The following is a 17,627-nucleotide window of genomic DNA, read 5'->3' on the forward strand; positions in this document are numbered from 1 at the left end:
AAGTACGCTCCGTTTGGCTCCGTGGACGCCAGAGCCTGCAGCCCCGCAGCGTCCAGGATGAGCGGTGTCAGCCGAGCTTGTGGCCGACCATGAAGATCCGGCGGAACGGGAAGTTCGTCAAGATGGTTCCGTCCTGCGAGGTGAATGAAGGGTAGTGGACGGAGACTTCGGCCCGGTAGTCGTTTTCGAACTCCCGATAGTCTTCGTCGCTGAGCGCGTGCCGAACGGGCAGCAACGCGGTACCGCGAACCCAGTTCAGGATCGGGTCCTCGCCTGCGAGCAGCTGGTGGTACGTGGTCTCCCAGACATTTGCCTGGAACCCCGCGTCCAGGAAGATCCGCTGGTATTCATCCGGCTCGCCGACCACGTCGTCATGGCGCAGCACCCCTGCCAGCTTGCCGGACCACTTCGGGCTGTCGGCGACTGCGCGCATTACCGCATGCGAAGGTGAACCGAAATTGCCCGGGACCTGGATAGCCACGTTCGCACCGGGCCTCAGGTTGACCAGCCATCCTGCCAGCAACTCGCGATGCCCAGGAAGCCACTGCAGCATGGCGTTGGAGAACAACAGGTCCGTATCGGCGTCAGGGATCCACTGCGTGGCGTCGGCCAGTGCGAAGCCCAGATTCTCCTCGTGCTCGCTCTGCGAAGCCCGCGCGATCATCTCTGGCGAGGAATCCAGTCCGGTGACCTTCGCCTGCGGCCAGCGCTGGGCCAGCAGCCGGGTCATATTTCCCGGGCCGCAGCCCAGATCGATGATCTTCGACGCCTCGACCCCTGCCAGCTGTCCCAGCAAATCCTTGTATGGGCGGCCGCGGTAGTCGGAGAATTCAGTGTATTTCGTCGGATCCCATTTCATGTTCCTGAGCCTAAACCCGAGGCGCAGGCAACATCCAGCCCCCAGTCGTAGTTCTCAACCGATAGGCTAGGAACATCATGTTGCTCACCGATTATCTGCCAGCAGACACCAAGAACGTATCCGACGACGAAATCTACGAGGCTTTCGGCCAGTGGGTGGCGACGCGCGGCATCAGCCTCTACCCCGCACAGGACGAAGCGTCGATGGCGCTGGCCGGCGGCAACAATGTCATCCTGGCCACCCCCACCGGGTCGGGGAAGTCCATGGTTGCCATCGCTGCGCACTTCTATGCCATGGCCCGAGACCAGATCAGCTTCTACACTGCGCCGATCAAGGCCCTGGTCTCCGAGAAGTTCTTCGACTTGTGCAAGATCTTCGGCGCGGAGAACGTCGGCATGGTCACCGGCGACTCCTCGGTGAACGCCGACGCCCCGATCATCTGCTGCACCGCAGAGATCCTGGCGAACATCGCCCTGCGCGAAGGCTCCAAGGCCGACGTGGGCTGCGTGATCATGGACGAATTCCACTTCTACGCCGATCCGCAGCGTGGCTGGGCCTGGCAGGTTCCGCTGATCGAGCTGCCGCAGGCGCAGTTCCTGCTGATGAGCGCAACCCTGGGCGACGTCACCCGTTTCGAGAAGGAACTCGAAGAACGCACCGGCAAGACCACGGTCACGGTCGCGCACACCGAGCGTCCGATCCCATTGCACTTCTACTACTCCATGGAGCCGGTGCAGGAAGCCGTGGAGGAACTGATCAAGACCAAGCAGGTCCCGATCTACATCGTGCACTTTTCCCAGCTCGATGCCATCGACCGCGCGACCGGGCTGATGAGCGTGAATGTGGCCACGCGCGAGGAGAAGGAAAAGATCTCCGAGATGATCGGCGGCTTCCGCTTCGCCGCAGGATTCGGCAAGACGCTGAACCGCCTGGTCCGCCACGGCATTGGCATCCACCACGCCGGCATGCTGCCCAAGTACCGCCGTCTGGTCGAACAACTGGCCCAGGCAGGCCTGCTCAAGGTCATCTGCGGCACCGACACCCTGGGCGTGGGCATCAACGTGCCGATCCGCACCGTGGTGATCACCGCCCTGTCCAAATTCGATGGCACCCGCACCCGCATCGTCAATGCCCGCGAATTCCACCAGATTGCCGGCCGCGCCGGACGCGCCGGGTTCGATACTGCAGGCACCGTGCTGGTGCAGGCCCCGGAGCATGCGATCGAGAACCACAAGGCCATGGAAAAGGCCCTGAAGAAGCATGGCGAGGGCTCGTCCAAGCTCAAGCAGATCCCAAAGAAGAAGCCGCCGCAGAACTTCGTGACCTGGGGCGAGAAGACTTTCGAGAAGATCGTCGAGGCCGCCCCCGAAACGCTGAAGTCCTCCTTCCAGGTCTCGCACTCGATGCTGCTGAACCTGCTCGAACGCGAAGATAACGCGTTCGAGGCCGCTGTGCGCCTGCTCAGCGAAAACCACGAGACCCCGGCCGCGCAGCGCAAGCTCAAGAAGCGCGCCATCGGCATCCTGCGCGAGCTGATCGCCACCGAGGTGGTGGTGCGCCGGGAGCAGCCCGACGAATACGGCAACTGGTATGAGCTGACCGTGCACCTGCAGCAGAACTTCGCGCTGAACCAGCCGCTTTCGCCCTTCGCGCTGGCCGCCTTGGACCTGCTGGACCCGGATTCGGCCAGCTATGCGCTGGATGTGGTTTCGGTGATCGAGGCTACTTTGGAAAAGCCGCGCCAGGTGCTCTCCGGCCAGGAGAAGAAGGCCCGCGGCGAGGCTATTGCCGCGATGAAGGCCGAAGGAATGGACTACAACGACCGCATGAACGCGCTGGATGAGGTCACCTACCCGATGCCGCTGGCGGAGAAGCTGGAGAGCGCGTTCGAGCAGTACCGCTCCGGTGCGCCGTGGCTGGCCGATTTCGAGCTGGCGCCCAAGTCGGTCGTCCGCGACATGTACGAACGCGCCATGGGCTTCTCCGATTTCGTCCAGTACTACCAGTTGGCCCGCTCCGAGGGCGTGCTGCTGCGCTACCTCACTGACGCGTACAAGGCTCTGCGCCAGACCGTCCCGCAGGATGCTCTGCGCGAGGATCTCGAAGACCTCATCGAGTGGCTGGGCGAAATGATCCGCCAGATCGACTCCTCGCTGCTCGACGAGTGGGAAGAGCTCTCCCGCGGCGAGCTGCACGAGGAAACCGAAACCGCACCGCCTCCGGCACCGGAAAAGCTGACCAGCAATGTGCGGGCCTTCCGGGTGATGGTCCGCAACGAGATGTTCCGCCGCGTGAAGCTCTTCGCTGACGAGCAAGACAAGGCGCTGGGCGAACTCGATGAGCACAACGGATTCGACGCGGATGCCTGGGCCGATGCGATGGATGGCTACTTCGATGAGCACGATGACATCGATGACGGTCCGGTTGGACGCAGCTCCAAGCTGTTCATCGTCAAGGAACTGCCTAACCGCATCTGGGAAGTACGCCAGGTCTTCGCTGATCCTTCCGAGCACCACGACTGGGGTATTTCCGCGACCATCTCGCTGGATGACTCGGACGAGGTAGGCGAACCGGTGGTTACCGTGACCTCCGTGGGCCGTCTGGACTAGGCATGAAGGCGATCAGCTACGTCATCTTGCAACACCGCGATGAGGTTTTGCTGCAGCTGCGCCAAGGAACCGGCTACATGGACGGGCACTGGAGCACTGCGGCCGCCGGGCATGTTGAGCCCGGCGAAGCTGCCCAGGCCGCCGCCGTGCGTGAAGCCGGCGAAGAGCTGGGAATCCACATCGATCCGGCACAGCTTCAGCCGTTGTGCACGGTGCATCGTAACCAGCAAGCTGGCAGCTACGTGGATTTCTTCTTCCGCACCAGCCAGTGGGATGGTGTACCGAGACTTATGGAGCCGGAGCGAGCCGCGCAGCTGCGTTGGTTCCCGCTGGATGCCCTTCCGGATAACCTCGTTGAACAGGAAGATCTGGTACTTTCCAGGCTGGATTCCGACCTGCCGCCGATCCTTTCCATGGGATTCGGCACGGAAACGCCCCAGCCCCAACGTCTGGACTAGTCGCACACAATGCCCGCAACATCCTGCCGGAAACCGGTAGCAATGTTGCGGGCATTGTCGTAGGGTGTGGCCATGAATGGATTCAAGCTGCGCCTGCTTGGAGCAGGCATATTGCTGCTGGTCCTGATAGGGCTGCTCAGCGGTTGGTCGGAACTCTTTGCTTCCGGCGCATGGGTCGCGACCGTTTTCCAACTCGGCCTGATATTCCTCGGCCTTGCCCTGATCTACCGCGGGGAGAACGCCGAGATGCCCGGGTCCGGCTAGCAACAGGTCTTAGCATTACCCCAATCGGGCTTTGAGCCAGGCTACGCAGGCCGTTGCCTGCTTGGCGTGATAGCTGCGCAGGGTGGGCAGCCCCGGAACTTCTGGCCTGCGCGCGGCATCAACATAGTAGGCAGCCAAACCAGCCAGCACTCCAGTCAGAGCATCGGAGCTCGCCGAGGCGAAAATCCGGTGGGATGATGCAATGGCGTCCGCATCCAGTGCCGGATCGAAAATCCTGGCCTCAACCAGCACCGTCAACGCGTCATACCACGCGGCTCCACGCGAAGCCCACGGCCAGTCGACCAGAAGCACGCCCCCATCTTCGCCCAGCAAGATGTTGTCCGAGCGCAGATCGGTGTGCACCAGCTGGTTTCCGGCCAGCGCCCCAATTCCTTCGATGGCCAGTTCATGGAGTGCTTCCAGGTTTTGCGCCAACCAAGGGTCTGCAGGAATCCATTCATCAGCCATGATCCGAGCAAAACCGCTGGCGTCCTCGCGCAGATCTACTTCGAGGGCAGGAAGCAAGCTGGTGATTCCAGCTGGCTGCTGATCCGCCAGCTGCGCGAGCGTGTCCAGCACCCGGATAAGCTCGTCGGCACCCCAGGGAAGCTGCGGGTTACCCCCTGGCGCTTGGTCGAAAATCAACGCCTCCCAGTCATCCCAGCGAATCCGTCCCAGGAATTTCGGAACCGGCATCGAAGCCGGGAGCATCGCTGCAATATCCGCCTCTCGCGCATGCAGGGCGGCGCCCGGGCCATTCAGCCCGTGGCTGACAGCTTTGGCGAACACCTTCTGCCCTGCGGCGGTGAGCAGCCGGTCGGCGCTGCCCGCAGAGAACCCGCCGTATTGGCTATGCGCCGTGATGACTTGCGATCCCAAGTGCGATTCAATCAGTTCGCGCAGTTCGGCAGGAAGATCTGGCCAGCTGATGCGCTGCGTGTAGTGGATCACCATGGTTTGGATCATGCCATGGCCTTAGGCCATCTCCCAAAAATGTTCTGGAGTGCCTGCGGGCAGCTAGGCGACGATTAGCGCGATGCCCACATAGGTGGTCAGTCCCGTGGCCAGCAGCCATTCGGAGGTGGAGCCGGTTTCGCCCAGAATCGGCAGCGCCACCCGGCCGTTGGACTTCCAGCAGCCGCCGAATACCGGCATCCGGCGGAACCAGCGCGGGGAGCCGATCTTGATCGGCCACAGCAGATTGCAGCCTCCGATGGTCAGCATGTCGCCCAGCACATGCGCGATCACGCCGATGGCCACCGCCAGCAGGAACCACTGGTTCTCCGCCGGAGTGTTCATCCCCACGAAGGTGCCGGCGGCCAGGGCGATAATCCAGCACAAGAGCGGCGGCATGAACTTCATGGTCTTCACCGCGAAGGAGATCAGCAGGATCGCGAACAGCGCCGCCGCCGGATAGACCGTCCCCAGGGCCGCGGTTTGCACATCCCAGCCGTTGGCCAGCCAGGCCAGGAAGATGAAGAAGGCGATGCCGATCAGCGAATGGGTGCCATTGCGGTGCCCGCCGGAAGCAGAACCGATGATCCGGGTGAAGATGCTGGAAATTGGCGGCAGTGAACGGGCGATCGTGGCCGAATGGTGATCGGCGTCGGGCAGCAGGGCGGCACCTGCGCACACGATCGCTCCGGCCAGGGTTTCCCAGCGGTCCATTTGGAAGGTGCCCAGCCCCAGGTTCACCGATCCCACGGTGACCGGAGTCGTTATCGCCAACCATGCGGCTGCGCCGCTCACCGCGTGGTGTCCACCCATCATGCATTCAACCTTAGGTCTGGTCACCGACGTTTTAGCGGTGCGACGGAGGTAAGCTGGAACACATGAGTATTGTGCGTGAAGCTGTTCCGGGCGACTGCCCGCAGATCTTGGAGATGATCCAGGAATTGGCCGACTACGAGAAGGAACCAGATGCGGTGCACAACACCGTAGCTGATCTGCAAGAGCACCTCTTCGGCCCCAATCCCCAAGTTTTCGCCCACGTGGCCGAGGATGAATCCGGCGAGCTGAAGGGCATGGCCCTGTGGTTCCTGACCTACTCCACCTGGGAAGGCCGGCACGGCATCCACCTGGAAGACCTCTACGTGCGCGAAGCGCGACGCGGTTCGGGCACCGGAACCGCGTTGCTGCGCACCCTGGCGCAGATCTGCGTCCAGCGCGGCTACAAGCGCCTGGAATGGTCGGTGCTGGATTGGAATGAACCGGCGATCAAGTTCTACGACGCGATCGGCGCTGGTTCCATGGACGGCTGGACCACACGCCGCCTGGACGGCGAAGCACTGCACGCACTTGGCACTCGAGGAGCAAACTAATGCGGCATTACCGCGGCATGGACGTCACCGACCATCGCATCGAGGTCCCGCTGGACCATGCAGACCCGCAGGGCGAGAAGATCTCGATCTTCGCCCGCGAGATCAGCACCGACTCATCAAAGCCCTGGCTGCTGTTCCTGCAGGGCGGGCCAGGCGGCAAGTCCCCACGCCCGGGGTCTCTCTCCGGGTGGCTGGCCGAAGCCACCAAGCACTTCCGCGTGCTGCTGCTGGACCAGCGCGGCACCGGGCTGTCCACCCCGGCCAACCGCAAGACCCTTCCGTTGCGCGGGGACTCGGCGGCCCAGGCACGCTACCTCACGCATTTCCGGGCCGATTCGATCGTGCGCGATGCCGAGGCGCTGCGCGAGCACCTGGGCATCGCGCAATGGAGCACCCTGGGCCAAAGCTACGGCGGGTTCTGCACCCTGACCTACCTCTCGCTCTTCCCGCAGTCGCTCACCCGCTGCCTGGTCACCGGTGGGCTGGCCTCGCTGGATGCCGATGCGAAGACCGTCTACCGTGCCACCTACCAGCGCATGGCCGAACGCAACCGCGAGTACTTCTCCTGGTATCCCGAGGACTATGAGACGCTGCACAGGATCTACGAGCATGTGCGCACCAATGACGATGAGCGCCTGCCCAACGGCCAGCGCGTCACCGTCCCGCTGGTGCAGATGCTGGGCATGTACCTGGGCGGCAACACCCGGGTGCACCTGCTGCACCACATCTTCGAGGAGGCCTTCAGCGATACCCCGGGCGGCGAACGCCTCTCGGACGCCTTCCTCGAAGCGCTGAACGCGCAGTCCTCGTTCGCATCGAACCCGCTCTATGCGCTGATGCACGAAACCATTTACGCGCAAGGCGAGGCGACCAATTTCGCCGCGGAACAGGTCTTGCCGGAGTTCCCGGATTTCACATACCACGCGGCGACCCCGTTGCTGACCGGCGAGATGATCTACAGCTGGCATTTCTCCGAGGATCCTGCCTTGCGTCCCTTGGAGGATGTGGCCCGCATCCTGGCCGAGCACGAGGGCTTCGGCCCGTTGTACGACCTGGACGTGCTGGCCAAGAACAAGGTGCCGGTGGCCGCGGCGGTTTACCACGACGATGTCTATGTGGACCGCGAGCTTTCGCTGCGCACGGCCTCGCAGGTGGCAGGATTGCAGGTGTGGGTGACCGAGGACTACCACCATGACGGCATCGGCGATGACGGCCCGGCGATCTTCCGCCGCCTGCTGGCCATGGCTAATGGCGAGGAACCCCAGGCCGCGTCCAACGACGACTAGACAAGGGAGCCGATCCGTCAGCTGAGATGGCAAACAGGCAACGCGCTTGAATCCCGCCGAGGATTCAAGCGCGTTGCCGATTAAGCCTGCTGTCCGTGGGTGTCCAGCTGCGCGGCGACCTGGCCATTGAGCCGTTGCAGCAGCGGCACCGCCTGCGCCATAACCTGCCGCTCCTCGGCGCTGAAGGAATCGATGCCGCCTGCCAGCGAAGCGATCGCGCGCTGCCGGTAGGCTTCGATCGCTTCCTTGCCCTCGCCAGTCAGGCTGACCAAGCTGGCTCGGCCGTCCTTCGGGTCCGGCTGGCGCTGCACCAACCCGTCATTCTCCATGCGGATGACCAGGCCGGTCATGGTCGGCTGCGCAACACGCTGCTCAACAGCAAGGTCTCCCACGCGCTGCGGACCCAAGCGGTCCAAGGTGGAAAGCACCCGCCACGCGGTGACCGATCGGCCCTGCCCTGCCGCGCGTCCAAGCAGCCGCGACATGGTGCCCGAGGCGAGTGCCACGCCGGTGGCAATATCGCTGGCTTCTGTTGATGGATCGCTCATGGGAATCACCTTAGCAGAACTGCATAGGCACACTATCCGGGTACGCAAAACCCGCCAGGACCAGTTCAAATGAACCGGTCCCGGCGGGCTGTTATTCGCGCTACCCGGGGTTAGTCGTGCTTCGCGAGCTCAGCGGCGTCGGCCACTGCGGCGGCTTCGGCGTTCGCGGCTGCGCGCTTGCCCCACGGGCTCCACAGCGAGAGCACGGTGGCGATGACGATCGCGCCGAGGATCACCAGCAGCGAGAGGCCAACGGAGATGTCCAGCCACGCGTAGTGAAGCGGTTCGCCGCCGTTGATGAACGGCACCTGGTTCTCGTGCAGGGCGTGGAAGACCAGCTTCACGCCGATGAAGGCCAGGATGAAGCTCAGTGCGTGCTTCAGGAAGACCAGGCGGTTCATCAGCCCGCCGAGCAGGAAGTACAGCTGGCGCAGGCCCATCAGCGCGAAGATGTTCGCGGTGAAGACGATGAACGCGGACTTGGTCAGGCCGAAGATCGCCGGAATCGAGTCGAAGGCGAACAGCAGGTCGGTCATGCCGATGGTCACGAAGACCAGCACCATCGGGGTGAACAGCTTCTTGCCGTCGACCACGGTGCGCAGCTTGGCGCCATCGAAGTCCTTGGAGATCGGCAGCTTGCTGGTCAGCTTGCTGACCAGGCCGCTTTCCTCGTCCTCGTCCTCGTCCTTGAGCTGGTTCCATGCGGTCCACAGCAGGAAGGCGCCGAAGATGTAGAAGACCCACGACCACTGCTCGATGATTGCGGCACCGAGCACGATGAAGATCGCGCGCAGGATCAGCGCGATGATGATGCCGAACATCAGCACTTCCTGCTGGTACTTTCGCGGTACCGAGAAGCGGGCCATGATGATGATGAAGACGAACAGGTTGTCCACCGACAACGCGTATTCGGTGATCCAGCCGGCGTAGAATTCCTGGCCGAGCTGCGGGCCGGCCTGCCACCAGATCAAGCCGCCGAAGGCGATAGCCAAGCCGATGTAGATGCTGACGAAGATGCCAGCTTCCTTCATGGAAGGAATGTGCGGACGCTTCGTTACGTACAGTAAGTCAGCGGCCAAGACCACGCACAGGACTACCAGTGCGATGATCTCGAATTGAAGGCTAATTCCAGAAGTGCCCACGGACGAGCGACCTTTCGTTGGAGGGTATGTCAAAATCGCCGCAAGTCTCTCCGCCGCCTGCACGGTGCCCGAAATCTCGTGGCACCCGTAGTGCTGGTCGGCTGCTGCGCCCGGCGGAACATCATTGGTCCGCGTGTTGACGTTCACAGCATTGGGATACTCCCCTACGTCCAGTGATCAAGTGTAGCGCACAGGAACCGCACAGGGTCAGTGGATGTCGCCACACTGCGCTGAACAGCACCCTGGTTACGCGTGGCCGGCGGCCTGCATCTGGCGCAGTTCCTTCTTCAGCTCGGACACTTCGTCGCGAATGCGGGCAGCGAGCTCGAACTGCAGTTCGGCGGCCGCTGCGTGCATCTGCTCGGTCATTTCCTCGATCTGGCCCAGCAGGTCCTCGGCCGGAGCCGCGGCCAGGCCATCCTTGCGCACCGCCGGGGAGGCCTTGCTGCGCTTGGCATTCTTCGCCAAGCGGTTGTTGTTCAGCAGCTCCTGGGTATCGGCATCTTCGCGCGCCAGCTGGTCGGTGATGTCGGCGATCTTCTTGCGCAGCGGCATCGGGTCGATCCCGTGCTCCTTGTTGTGCGCTTCCTGGATCGCCCGGCGGCGGTTGGTCTCCTCGATTGCCTGGTCCATCGCATCGGTGATCTTGTCCGCATACATGATGACCTGGCCGGACACGTTGCGCGCGGCACGGCCGATGGTCTGGATCAGCGAGGTGGCCGAGCGCAGGAAGCCCTGCTTGTCGGCATCCAGGATCGCCACCAGCGACACCTCGGGCAAATCCAGGCCCTCGCGCAGCAGGTTGATGCCGACCAGCACGTCGAAGGAGCCCATGCGCAGCTCGCGCAGCAGCTCCACGCGGCGGATGGTGTCCACGTCCGAGTGCAGGTACTGCACCCGGACCTGCTGCTCGGTCAGATAATCGGTCAGATCCTCGGCCATGCGCTTGGTCAGTGTGGTGACCAGCACGCGCTCGTCGCGGTCCACCCGGGTGCGGATCTCGTCGAGCAGGTCGTCGATCTGCCCCTTGGTCGGCTTGACGATGATCTCCGGGTCGACCAGGCCGGTCGGGCGGATGATCTGCTCGACAAAGCCGTCGGACTTGCCCAGCTCGTACTTGCCCGGGGTGGCCGAGAGGTACACCGTCTGCCCAATGCGCTCCAGGAACTCGTCCCACTTCAGCGGGCGGTTGTCCATCGCCGATGGCAGGCGGAAGCCGTGCTCCACCAGGGTGCGTTTGCGCGACATGTCGCCCTCGTACATGGCGCCGATCTGCGGCACGGTCACATGCGACTCGTCGATGACCAGCAGGAAGTCGTCCGGGAAGTAGTCCAGCAGGCAGTGCGGTGCGGAACCTGCCTCTCGGCCGTCAATATGCCGCGAGTAGTTCTCGATGCCGTTGCAGAATCCCATCTGCTCCATCATTTCCAGGTCATAGGTGGTGCGCATGCGCAGCCGCTGGGCCTCGACCAGCTTGTTCTGCGACTCCAGCTCCTTCAGCCGCACCGCCAGCTCGTCCTCGATGGACTTGATGGCCTTGCCCATCCGCTCGGCGCCGGCCACATAGTGGCTGGCCGGGAAAATGTACATCTCGGTTTCCTCGCGGATCACCTCGCCGGTGACCGGGTGCAGCGTGTAGATGGCCTCCACCTCGTCGCCGAAGAACTCGATGCGCACCGCCTGCTCCTCGTACATCGGGATGATCTCCACGGTGTCGCCGCGCACCCGGAAGGTGCCGCGGTGGAAGTCCATGTCGTTGCGGGTGTACTGCATGGCGACGAACTGGCGCAGCATCGCGTCGCGGTCCAGTTCCTCGCCCTGGCGCACGGTGACCATTCCGGCCACGTATTCCTCGGGGGTGCCCAGGCCATAGATGCAGGAGACGGTGGCGACGACGATCGTGTCGCGGCGGGTGAGCAGCGAGTTGGTGGCCGAGTGGCGCAGCCGTTCGACCTCCTCGTTGATCGAGGAGTCCTTCTCGATGAAGGTATCGGTTTGCGGGACGTAGGCCTCGGGCTGGTAGTAGTCGTAGTAGGAGACGAAGTACTCCACCGCATTGTTCGGCAGCAGCTCGCGGAATTCGTTGGCCAACTGGGCGGCCAGGGTCTTGTTCTGCACCAGCACCAGGGTGGGGCGCTGCACCTGCTCGACCAGCCAGGCGGTGGTCGCGGACTTGCCGGTGCCGGTGGCGCCGAGCAGCACGATGTCCTTCTCGCCGGCGTTGATCCGCTCGGTCAGCTCCTTGATGGCCTGCGGCTGGTCGCCGGCAGGCTCGTACTCGCTGATGACTTCGAAAGGGGCGACCACGCGCTTGATGGGCTGTGCAAGACTCATGCTTCCAGCATATCCACTTGCACCGGCCGATGGCCGCTCGCCCGAGCCAGCTTTCAGCTTAATGCCCGGGTGCTACTTGCGCATCCCGTAACGGATCGCATTGCGCTTGACGGTGCGCTGGATGCTGCTGCCGAAGAAGCCGACGGTCATGACGGTCGCGGCGGCCAGGCCGATCAGGCCCAGCCAGCCGGAAATGTAGACCACCGGCGAATACGGTCCGGATTCGCTGGCGACGAATTCCTCGCGGCCGCCGAATCCCAGCCACAGCACCAGTGCTGCGGCAAAGGCGATCAGGGTGGTCCACTTGCAGATCTTGTACATTGCTACTCCTGTGCTGGGGCCAATTGGCGGTAGAGGGAGGCGACCTGGGCCTCGAGTTCTTCCAGGCTGCCGGAATTATCCAGCAGGTAGTCGGCCACTGCCGCCCGCTGCTCGTCCGTGGCCTGAGCGGCCATCCGGGCTTCGGCGTCGTCGCGGCTCCAGCCGCGGTCCTGGACCATGCGGCGGATGCGTTCATCATGCGGGGCCTGGACGACGATCACGGCATCGAAGCGGTCCGCCTGCCCGGACTCGACCAGCAGCGGGATGTCCTCCACCACCAGCGCACCGGGTGCCGCGGCCTCGCGCAGGGCCTCTGCCTGCTCGCGCACCAGCGGGTGCACGATCTCGTTGAGCTTGGCCCGCTGCGCCGCATCGGAGAATACGATCGCGCCTAAGGCGGGCCGGTCCAACGACCCGTCGGGCAGCAGAATCCCCTCGCCGAAGGTGTCCTTGATCGCAGCCAGCCCGGGCGTGCCGGGTTCCACGACCTGGCGGGCTAATGCGTCGGCATCGATGACGACGGCGCCCAATGATGCCAGTTTGGCCGCGACCGCCGATTTTCCGGAGGCCACTCCCCCGGTCAGTCCCACATGCTTCATGCTTCCACCCTATAAACTAAGGGGGATGAACACCAACGACTCGGCCGCGACCCGGTACACGACTTTGACCAGCGATTGCGTGCACGAGCTGGAAATCAAGCGTTCGCGCTTCATCACCTACCTCTACCGGGTCGAGACCGAGGCGGCCGCCCGCGAGCATATTGCCGCACTGCGCAAGAGCCACTTCGATGCCCGCCACCACTGCAGCGCGTTCATCCTGGGCCCCGATCGGATGGCGCAGCGCTCCAACGACGACGGCGAGCCCTCGGGCACCGCCGGCATTCCGATGCTCGATGCCCTGGCCAAGCGCGAAATCGCCGACGGCAGCGTGCTCTCGGACGTGCTGGCCGTGGTGGTCCGCTACTTCGGCGGGATCAAGCTCGGCGCCGGCGGGCTGGTCCGCGCCTACTCCGAGGCGGTGTCCTCCGCACTGGACCAGGCGCAGCTGCACCTGCGCCAGCGCATGCGGATCCACACCTTCGCCGCCTCCCACGCCGACGCGGCCCGCTACGAGAACGACCTGCGCGCCGCCGGCTACCAAATCGAGCCGACCGCCTGGCAGGCCGATGCCGCGATCGTGCAGGTCGGCGTCCCGGACACCCCGGAAGCCGCCGACCAGCTGCGCACCCGTATCGCCACGCTCACTTCCGGCGCCGGAGAACTGGCCGCCGCCAACACGCAATGGGTTGACCTGATTTGAACACTGCCGCTGATTCCCACGACGCCGACGAGGGCGCCAGCGCGCTGCAGGTCCTGCTTCCCGCGCTGCGCCGCTGGCCCGATGTCGAAGCGCCGAACCTCTTCGCCGCCGATGCCTCGGACCGGCTCATCCTTGACTCCTGCGCCGCCGCGTCCGGAACCGGCTCCTGGCCGGCATCCATCGCGGTGATCGGCGACCACCACGGCGCGCTGGCACTGGGCTCGCTGGCGCTTGGCAGCACGAGCGTGCGCGTGCACACCGATTCGCTCACCGCCCGCCGCGCCATCGAGGCCAACCTGGCCCGGCTGATGCCCGAAGCGGCCGAGCGCCTCGACTTCTTCCCGCTCCAGCAGGTCGCTGCACAGGCCAGCGTCGTCCTGCTGGCCCTGCCCCGCGGATTGGACGTGCTTGGCGAGCAGGCCGCCGCGGTGGCCGCCGTGGCCGCCCCCGGTGCACGGCTGTTCGCCGGCGGCCGGATCAAGCACATGAGCCGTTCCATGAACGAGGTGCTCGCGGCGCATTTCGAGCGCGTCGACGTCTCGCTGGCCCGGCAGAAGTCCCGGGTGCTCACAGCCAGCAGCCCGCGCGCCGAGCAGCCCTCCAGCAGCTTTCCGGCCACCGCCACCCACCAGGTGCGCGGCACCAGCTTCACCCTGCATGCCGGTGCCGGGACCTTCGGCAACGCGCGGCTGGACCCGGGTACCCGGCTGCTGTTGGAAAACCTGCCGGATCTGTCCGAACACAGCACGCTCGTCGATTTGGCCTGCGGCAACGGCTCGATCGGCATCTTCGCCGCCCTGCGCAATCCGCAGCTGCGCGTGGACGCCTCGGACCATTCGGCTTCCGCCGTCGCCTCCACGCTGGCCGCCGCGCAGCGCAACCAGCTGGCCGGCCGCATCACCGCCGTGCAGGATGATGCCCTGAGCCGCCTGCCCGACGCCAGCGCCACACTCATCACGCTGAACCCGCCCTTCCACATCGGCAACACCGTCACTGCCGACATCGCGTTCAAGCTGATCGACGACGCCGCCCGCGTGCTCGCCCCCGGCGGCACCTTGCTGTGCGTGTTCAACTCGCACCTGCGCTACCGCAGCGAACTGGTTCGCCGGGTCGGCCCCACCAGGCAGCTGGCCCGCGACAAGACCTTCACCGTCACCGCATCCACCCGCGCGCGCTAGCTTTTCCACAGCCCGCGTCCCGCCCCGGCACGCCGCGCGCGACCAGCCGCATGCTGGGTCCATGAGCGGAACAATCAGCCAAGCCCTCGCCGGGCTGGCACAAGCAATCGAGGACACGCCGGCCCTCAACGTCGACGACGCACTGGCCTTGGCCACGTTCCTCCCCCGCCTGCAGCAGACCCTGCTCCCGGACACTTCGTCCACCCAGCCCTCCGATGTTCCGTCCGCCGGCTCCGTGCCGCACTACCTGCACGACCCGCGCTATGCCCTGGCCTTGGCCACCGCCGCCGAGGCAACAACCCACCAGGGACAGCGCCTGCAGATCTACGCGGCCCACCTCATCGAGGACACCGCCGCCCACACCCTCATCCCGGAAGAGCTGGCCGCGGCCCGCGAGAACCGGAGCGATTTCAGCATTCCCGCCACGCGCACCGGAGCACGGACCGGCTCCCCCGGGCCCGCGACGCTGTTGGCTTCCTGGCTGCGTACCGAGCCTTTCGAGGCCAAACGCCGCGTCCATGCCGCCCACCACGTCTACGCGCAATACGACTACCAGCACCAGAGGCACCCTGCACAGTTCCCGCTGCTGGCCGAGCGCTTCAATGACCCGCACCAGCCGCCAGCCGAAGTGCTCAGCGCGGCCCGGCGCCTGGCCGCGCTGGAACCCACTCTGGACGAATTCGCCGCACCGGCCACTGCCTCGGCGCTCAGCGAAGACGGCGAGCTGCTTGAATCCGTCGTCGATGAGCACTTGGATGAGCCTGATCCGGGCACCCGCCGCCGCTTGGTCGGCAACTTCCTCAAGGCCCAGAAGGAACGACTCGGCAAGAAGCGGCCCGAAGCGCTGGAAGGGGTGTTCCGGCGAGGTGAACGCGACGGGCTGGTCCATTACGATCTCGCCCTGCGCCCCACCCGTGCGGAGCTCTTCGAGTCGGGCATCTCGCAAATCGACAATCCACGCTCTGCACCGGGCCAGGCCGCGCGCCAAGCTTTCACCGATCCGCTGCAAGACGATCCAGGGCAAGACACTGGAGACGGCACTTTCTACCAGCCAGGCAGTGGAACCCATCCGGACTTCGTCACCGATGAAGAAGCCGCGGCCAGCGAAGAACCTGGCCCTGAGCCACTTTCTCCCGCGGCACGCCGTCTCAACGGCCTGATGAATTTACTGGAGATCAATTCGAAACGCTTGCAGGAGCTGCTCCACGCAGTGCAGAACGGAGAATCCGGACAGGGCACCGAAGATCTTGCTGACGGCTCCGTCAAGGTCCCCGCCATCACGCCGAAAATCGTGGTAATGCTGACCTTGGATGAGCTGGAAGGCCGGGCACGAACCCACGGCATCACCCAGCATGGATTCAAGCTCAACGCTACCGACCTGCGCCAGACCCTCGCCAGGGCACGCATCATCCCGATGGTGCTCGGCGGCAAGGGCGAGCTGCTGGATATCGGCCGCAGCCAACGCAAGCATCCGGGATACATGCGGCTGGGTATCGCCGTGCGCGATCGCGGCTGCATTGTGCCCGGGTGCACCATGGATCCCGAGCGCTGCAACATCCACCACATCTGGTTCTGGTCCGAGGGCGGTGTCACCGCGGTCTATTGGAGCGCGATGCTCTGCGACACGCATCATCATGACGTGCATGCCGGACTGATCAAGGTCATTCCCGATGGCGGGGTGCCCAAGGTCATCCTGCCCAGCTTCATCGATCCTGCCCAGCAACCGGTACGCAACAACTACCACATGGCAGCGGCCGCCTAGTTCGCGGTCCTACGGCATCCATACCAGGTTAGATCAAGAATGGGCGCCCACCGTGCACGCGCACTGCATGGGCGTTGATACCTATGGGATGCAGGTCGATCCGGTCGATCTCGGCCCGCTTGTTATTGTCGAAGTCATCGCCAAGAACTGAGTCGCCATTCGGCGTCTTAACCGCCAGGCGTCGTTTGCTGCGGTTCAGCGGTTCGCGTGCGGATTCCGGAGAGTAGTAGGCGCTCGCCTGTTTCCCTCCCCCATAGAGCCAGGATGCCCGCACGGCAATCGGGCGCGAGCCCCAACCGCTTAATCCCGCGATGACCAAACGCTGGCCGGTTCCTTCAAGCAGTTTCCCATTCAGGTTCTCCCCGTAGACCCAGGGCTGGGCCGCAATGCCCAGGAACTCCTCGTGGGAGAGCTGATTGACCGCATGCACCCCGTGCTCGGGGCAAACCTCGGAACAGAAAATGAATCGCGGATCTTCGAATTCCGTCTTGGATCCGTTCATGTCGTCGTTCCGGCACAGGCAATTCGCGGTTTCATCCGTGTCGATGAGGATCGCGTTTCCGCAGGCCCGTAAAGAGGTTGGGCCGATCCGGTGATCCGCTGGCACTTCGAGTGCGAAAAGGCCCATTGCTTGCAGGTGCATCCAGCGCAATACGCTGATCAGCAAGCTGATGCCCAACAGGATTACCGCAGCCAACACGTCAAGCCGGTATCCTTCATCCAAGTCATGCAACGAATGCACTTCTGTGCTGATCAGTTCCCAGCCCAGCCGGAGAATTGGATAAGCCAGGGCGCCGAACGCCAGTTTCCAGACCGTGGGCGGCATTTGCTTGGTGATTCCGAAATCGCGTTCCTGACCCGCGGCCAGTTCGATGCCGCCTGTTGCTTCACGTTTCCAGGATTTCAGCTGGCGTCTGAGCCGGGCATCGAGGATGCCTACGGTCAGGGAGAGCAGAAGGAAATAGGCCATCGACAGCATCAGCATCCGTTGCAGATCCCCGGCAGGGGCCAGCAGCAAATAAACTCCAGCTGCTACACCCAATCCCATCCACGGTGCTTGCCGGCCGCCGCCGAAGATCATGGCGAGGACGGTAGCGATCATCGAAAAGGACGCGATATGCCAGAAACCCTGGTCGAGGTACGGCGAATGCAGAAGATCTTGACGGACGAGGACCACTAAAGCAACCAGTGGAAGCCAGGCGGCTGCCGCCACCCAGAAATTGGGAATGGTGCGTGGAACGGACGC

Annotated in this window: 17 protein-coding genes; 8 read left to right on the top strand and 9 right to left on the bottom strand. The window is 64.2% G+C overall.

Annotation, left to right across the window (positions count from 1 at the left end; genetic code table 11):
• Positions 1-67 precede the first annotated feature (67 nt).
• The gene (locus tag ACR9WD_RS09595; RefSeq protein ID WP_121866953.1) at positions 68-859 is read right to left on the bottom strand and encodes a methyltransferase domain-containing protein; all 792 of its coding nucleotides are present in this window, start codon (positions 857-859) and stop codon (positions 68-70) included.
• A 77-nt stretch (positions 860-936) separates the two neighbouring features.
• On the opposite strand from ACR9WD_RS09595, the gene ACR9WD_RS09600 reads away from it, so the two are divergent.
• The 3 genes from ACR9WD_RS09600 to ACR9WD_RS09610 all read left to right on the top strand — a co-directional run bounded on the left by ACR9WD_RS09600 (position 937) and on the right by ACR9WD_RS09610 (position 4,190).
• Positions 937-3,468, top strand: coding sequence for a DEAD/DEAH box helicase (locus ACR9WD_RS09600; RefSeq protein WP_434922003.1), 2,532 nt, complete (start codon positions 937-939; stop codon positions 3,466-3,468).
• A 2-nt stretch (positions 3,469-3,470) separates the two neighbouring features.
• Complete coding sequence (locus ACR9WD_RS09605) at positions 3,471-3,926, top strand: NUDIX domain-containing protein (protein WP_434922004.1); 456 nt, start codon at positions 3,471-3,473, stop codon at positions 3,924-3,926.
• Between the two features lie 72 nt (positions 3,927-3,998).
• On the top strand, positions 3,999-4,190 hold the full coding sequence (locus ACR9WD_RS09610; protein ID WP_434922005.1) for a hypothetical protein: 192 nt from the start codon (positions 3,999-4,001) through the stop codon (positions 4,188-4,190).
• A gap of 15 nt (positions 4,191-4,205) precedes the next feature.
• Here ACR9WD_RS09610 and ACR9WD_RS09615 read toward each other — a convergent pair whose 3' ends face one another.
• On the bottom strand, positions 4,206-5,156 hold the full coding sequence (locus ACR9WD_RS09615; protein ID WP_083586596.1) for a phosphotransferase: 951 nt from the start codon (positions 5,154-5,156) through the stop codon (positions 4,206-4,208).
• Positions 5,157-5,207: 51 nt separating this feature from the next.
• A complete protein-coding gene (locus tag ACR9WD_RS09620; protein WP_434922006.1) occupies positions 5,208-5,960 on the bottom strand; it encodes a metal-dependent hydrolase in 753 nt (250 codons plus the stop codon).
• Between the two features lie 62 nt (positions 5,961-6,022).
• Between ACR9WD_RS09620 and ACR9WD_RS09625 the strand changes: the two genes are divergently transcribed.
• Together ACR9WD_RS09625 and ACR9WD_RS09630 are read left to right on the top strand one after the other, a co-directional pair.
• Positions 6,023-6,511: a GNAT family N-acetyltransferase gene (locus ACR9WD_RS09625; RefSeq protein WP_038990749.1), complete on the top strand. Its 489-nt coding sequence runs from the start codon at positions 6,023-6,025 to the stop codon at positions 6,509-6,511.
• Positions 6,511-7,797 (top strand): alpha/beta fold hydrolase, encoded by a 1,287-nt coding sequence (locus ACR9WD_RS09630; protein ID WP_434922007.1) that lies wholly within the window; start codon positions 6,511-6,513, stop codon positions 7,795-7,797. Before ACR9WD_RS09625 ends, ACR9WD_RS09630 begins: the two co-directional genes overlap by 1 nt.
• A gap of 80 nt (positions 7,798-7,877) precedes the next feature.
• Here ACR9WD_RS09630 and ACR9WD_RS09635 read toward each other — a convergent pair whose 3' ends face one another.
• From ACR9WD_RS09635 to coaE, 5 genes are all read right to left on the bottom strand, one after another.
• Complete coding sequence (locus ACR9WD_RS09635) at positions 7,878-8,345, bottom strand: MarR family winged helix-turn-helix transcriptional regulator (RefSeq protein ID WP_121866959.1); 468 nt, start codon at positions 8,343-8,345, stop codon at positions 7,878-7,880.
• Between the two features lie 110 nt (positions 8,346-8,455).
• Positions 8,456-9,487: a TerC/Alx family metal homeostasis membrane protein gene (locus ACR9WD_RS09640; protein WP_223308732.1), complete on the bottom strand. Its 1,032-nt coding sequence runs from the start codon at positions 9,485-9,487 to the stop codon at positions 8,456-8,458.
• 246 nt (positions 9,488-9,733) lie between these two features.
• Positions 9,734-11,821 (bottom strand): excinuclease ABC subunit UvrB, encoded by a 2,088-nt coding sequence (uvrB, locus tag ACR9WD_RS09645; protein ID WP_434922008.1) that lies wholly within the window; start codon positions 11,819-11,821, stop codon positions 9,734-9,736.
• Between the two features lie 72 nt (positions 11,822-11,893).
• Positions 11,894-12,142, bottom strand: a complete 249-nt coding sequence (locus ACR9WD_RS09650) for a hypothetical protein (RefSeq protein WP_038990743.1) — start codon at positions 12,140-12,142, stop codon at positions 11,894-11,896.
• Positions 12,143-12,144: 2 nt separating this feature from the next.
• Positions 12,145-12,741: a dephospho-CoA kinase gene (gene coaE, locus ACR9WD_RS09655; protein WP_083515455.1), complete on the bottom strand. Its 597-nt coding sequence runs from the start codon at positions 12,739-12,741 to the stop codon at positions 12,145-12,147.
• 25 nt (positions 12,742-12,766) lie between these two features.
• Here coaE and ACR9WD_RS09660 point away from each other — a divergent pair, with 25 nt between their 5' ends.
• From ACR9WD_RS09660 to ACR9WD_RS09670, 3 genes are all read left to right on the top strand, one after another.
• On the top strand, positions 12,767-13,441 hold the full coding sequence (locus ACR9WD_RS09660; protein ID WP_121866961.1) for an IMPACT family protein: 675 nt from the start codon (positions 12,767-12,769) through the stop codon (positions 13,439-13,441).
• Positions 13,438-14,619: a class I SAM-dependent methyltransferase gene (locus tag ACR9WD_RS09665; RefSeq protein ID WP_434922009.1), complete on the top strand. Its 1,182-nt coding sequence runs from the start codon at positions 13,438-13,440 to the stop codon at positions 14,617-14,619. The genes ACR9WD_RS09660 and ACR9WD_RS09665 overlap by 4 nt, the downstream gene beginning before the upstream one ends.
• A gap of 61 nt (positions 14,620-14,680) precedes the next feature.
• Complete coding sequence (locus ACR9WD_RS09670; RefSeq protein WP_434922010.1) at positions 14,681-16,381, top strand: HNH endonuclease signature motif containing protein; 1,701 nt, start codon at positions 14,681-14,683, stop codon at positions 16,379-16,381.
• A 28-nt stretch (positions 16,382-16,409) separates the two neighbouring features.
• On the opposite strand, the gene ACR9WD_RS09675 is transcribed toward ACR9WD_RS09670, so the two are convergent.
• Positions 16,410-17,594: a hypothetical protein gene (locus ACR9WD_RS09675; RefSeq protein WP_434922011.1), complete on the bottom strand. Its 1,185-nt coding sequence runs from the start codon at positions 17,592-17,594 to the stop codon at positions 16,410-16,412.
• Positions 17,595-17,627: the final 33 nt, after the last annotated feature.

Source organism: Glutamicibacter sp. PAEs-4 (genome assembly GCF_051161755.1).
GTDB lineage: Bacteria > Actinomycetota > Actinomycetes > Actinomycetales > Micrococcaceae > Glutamicibacter > Glutamicibacter nicotianae.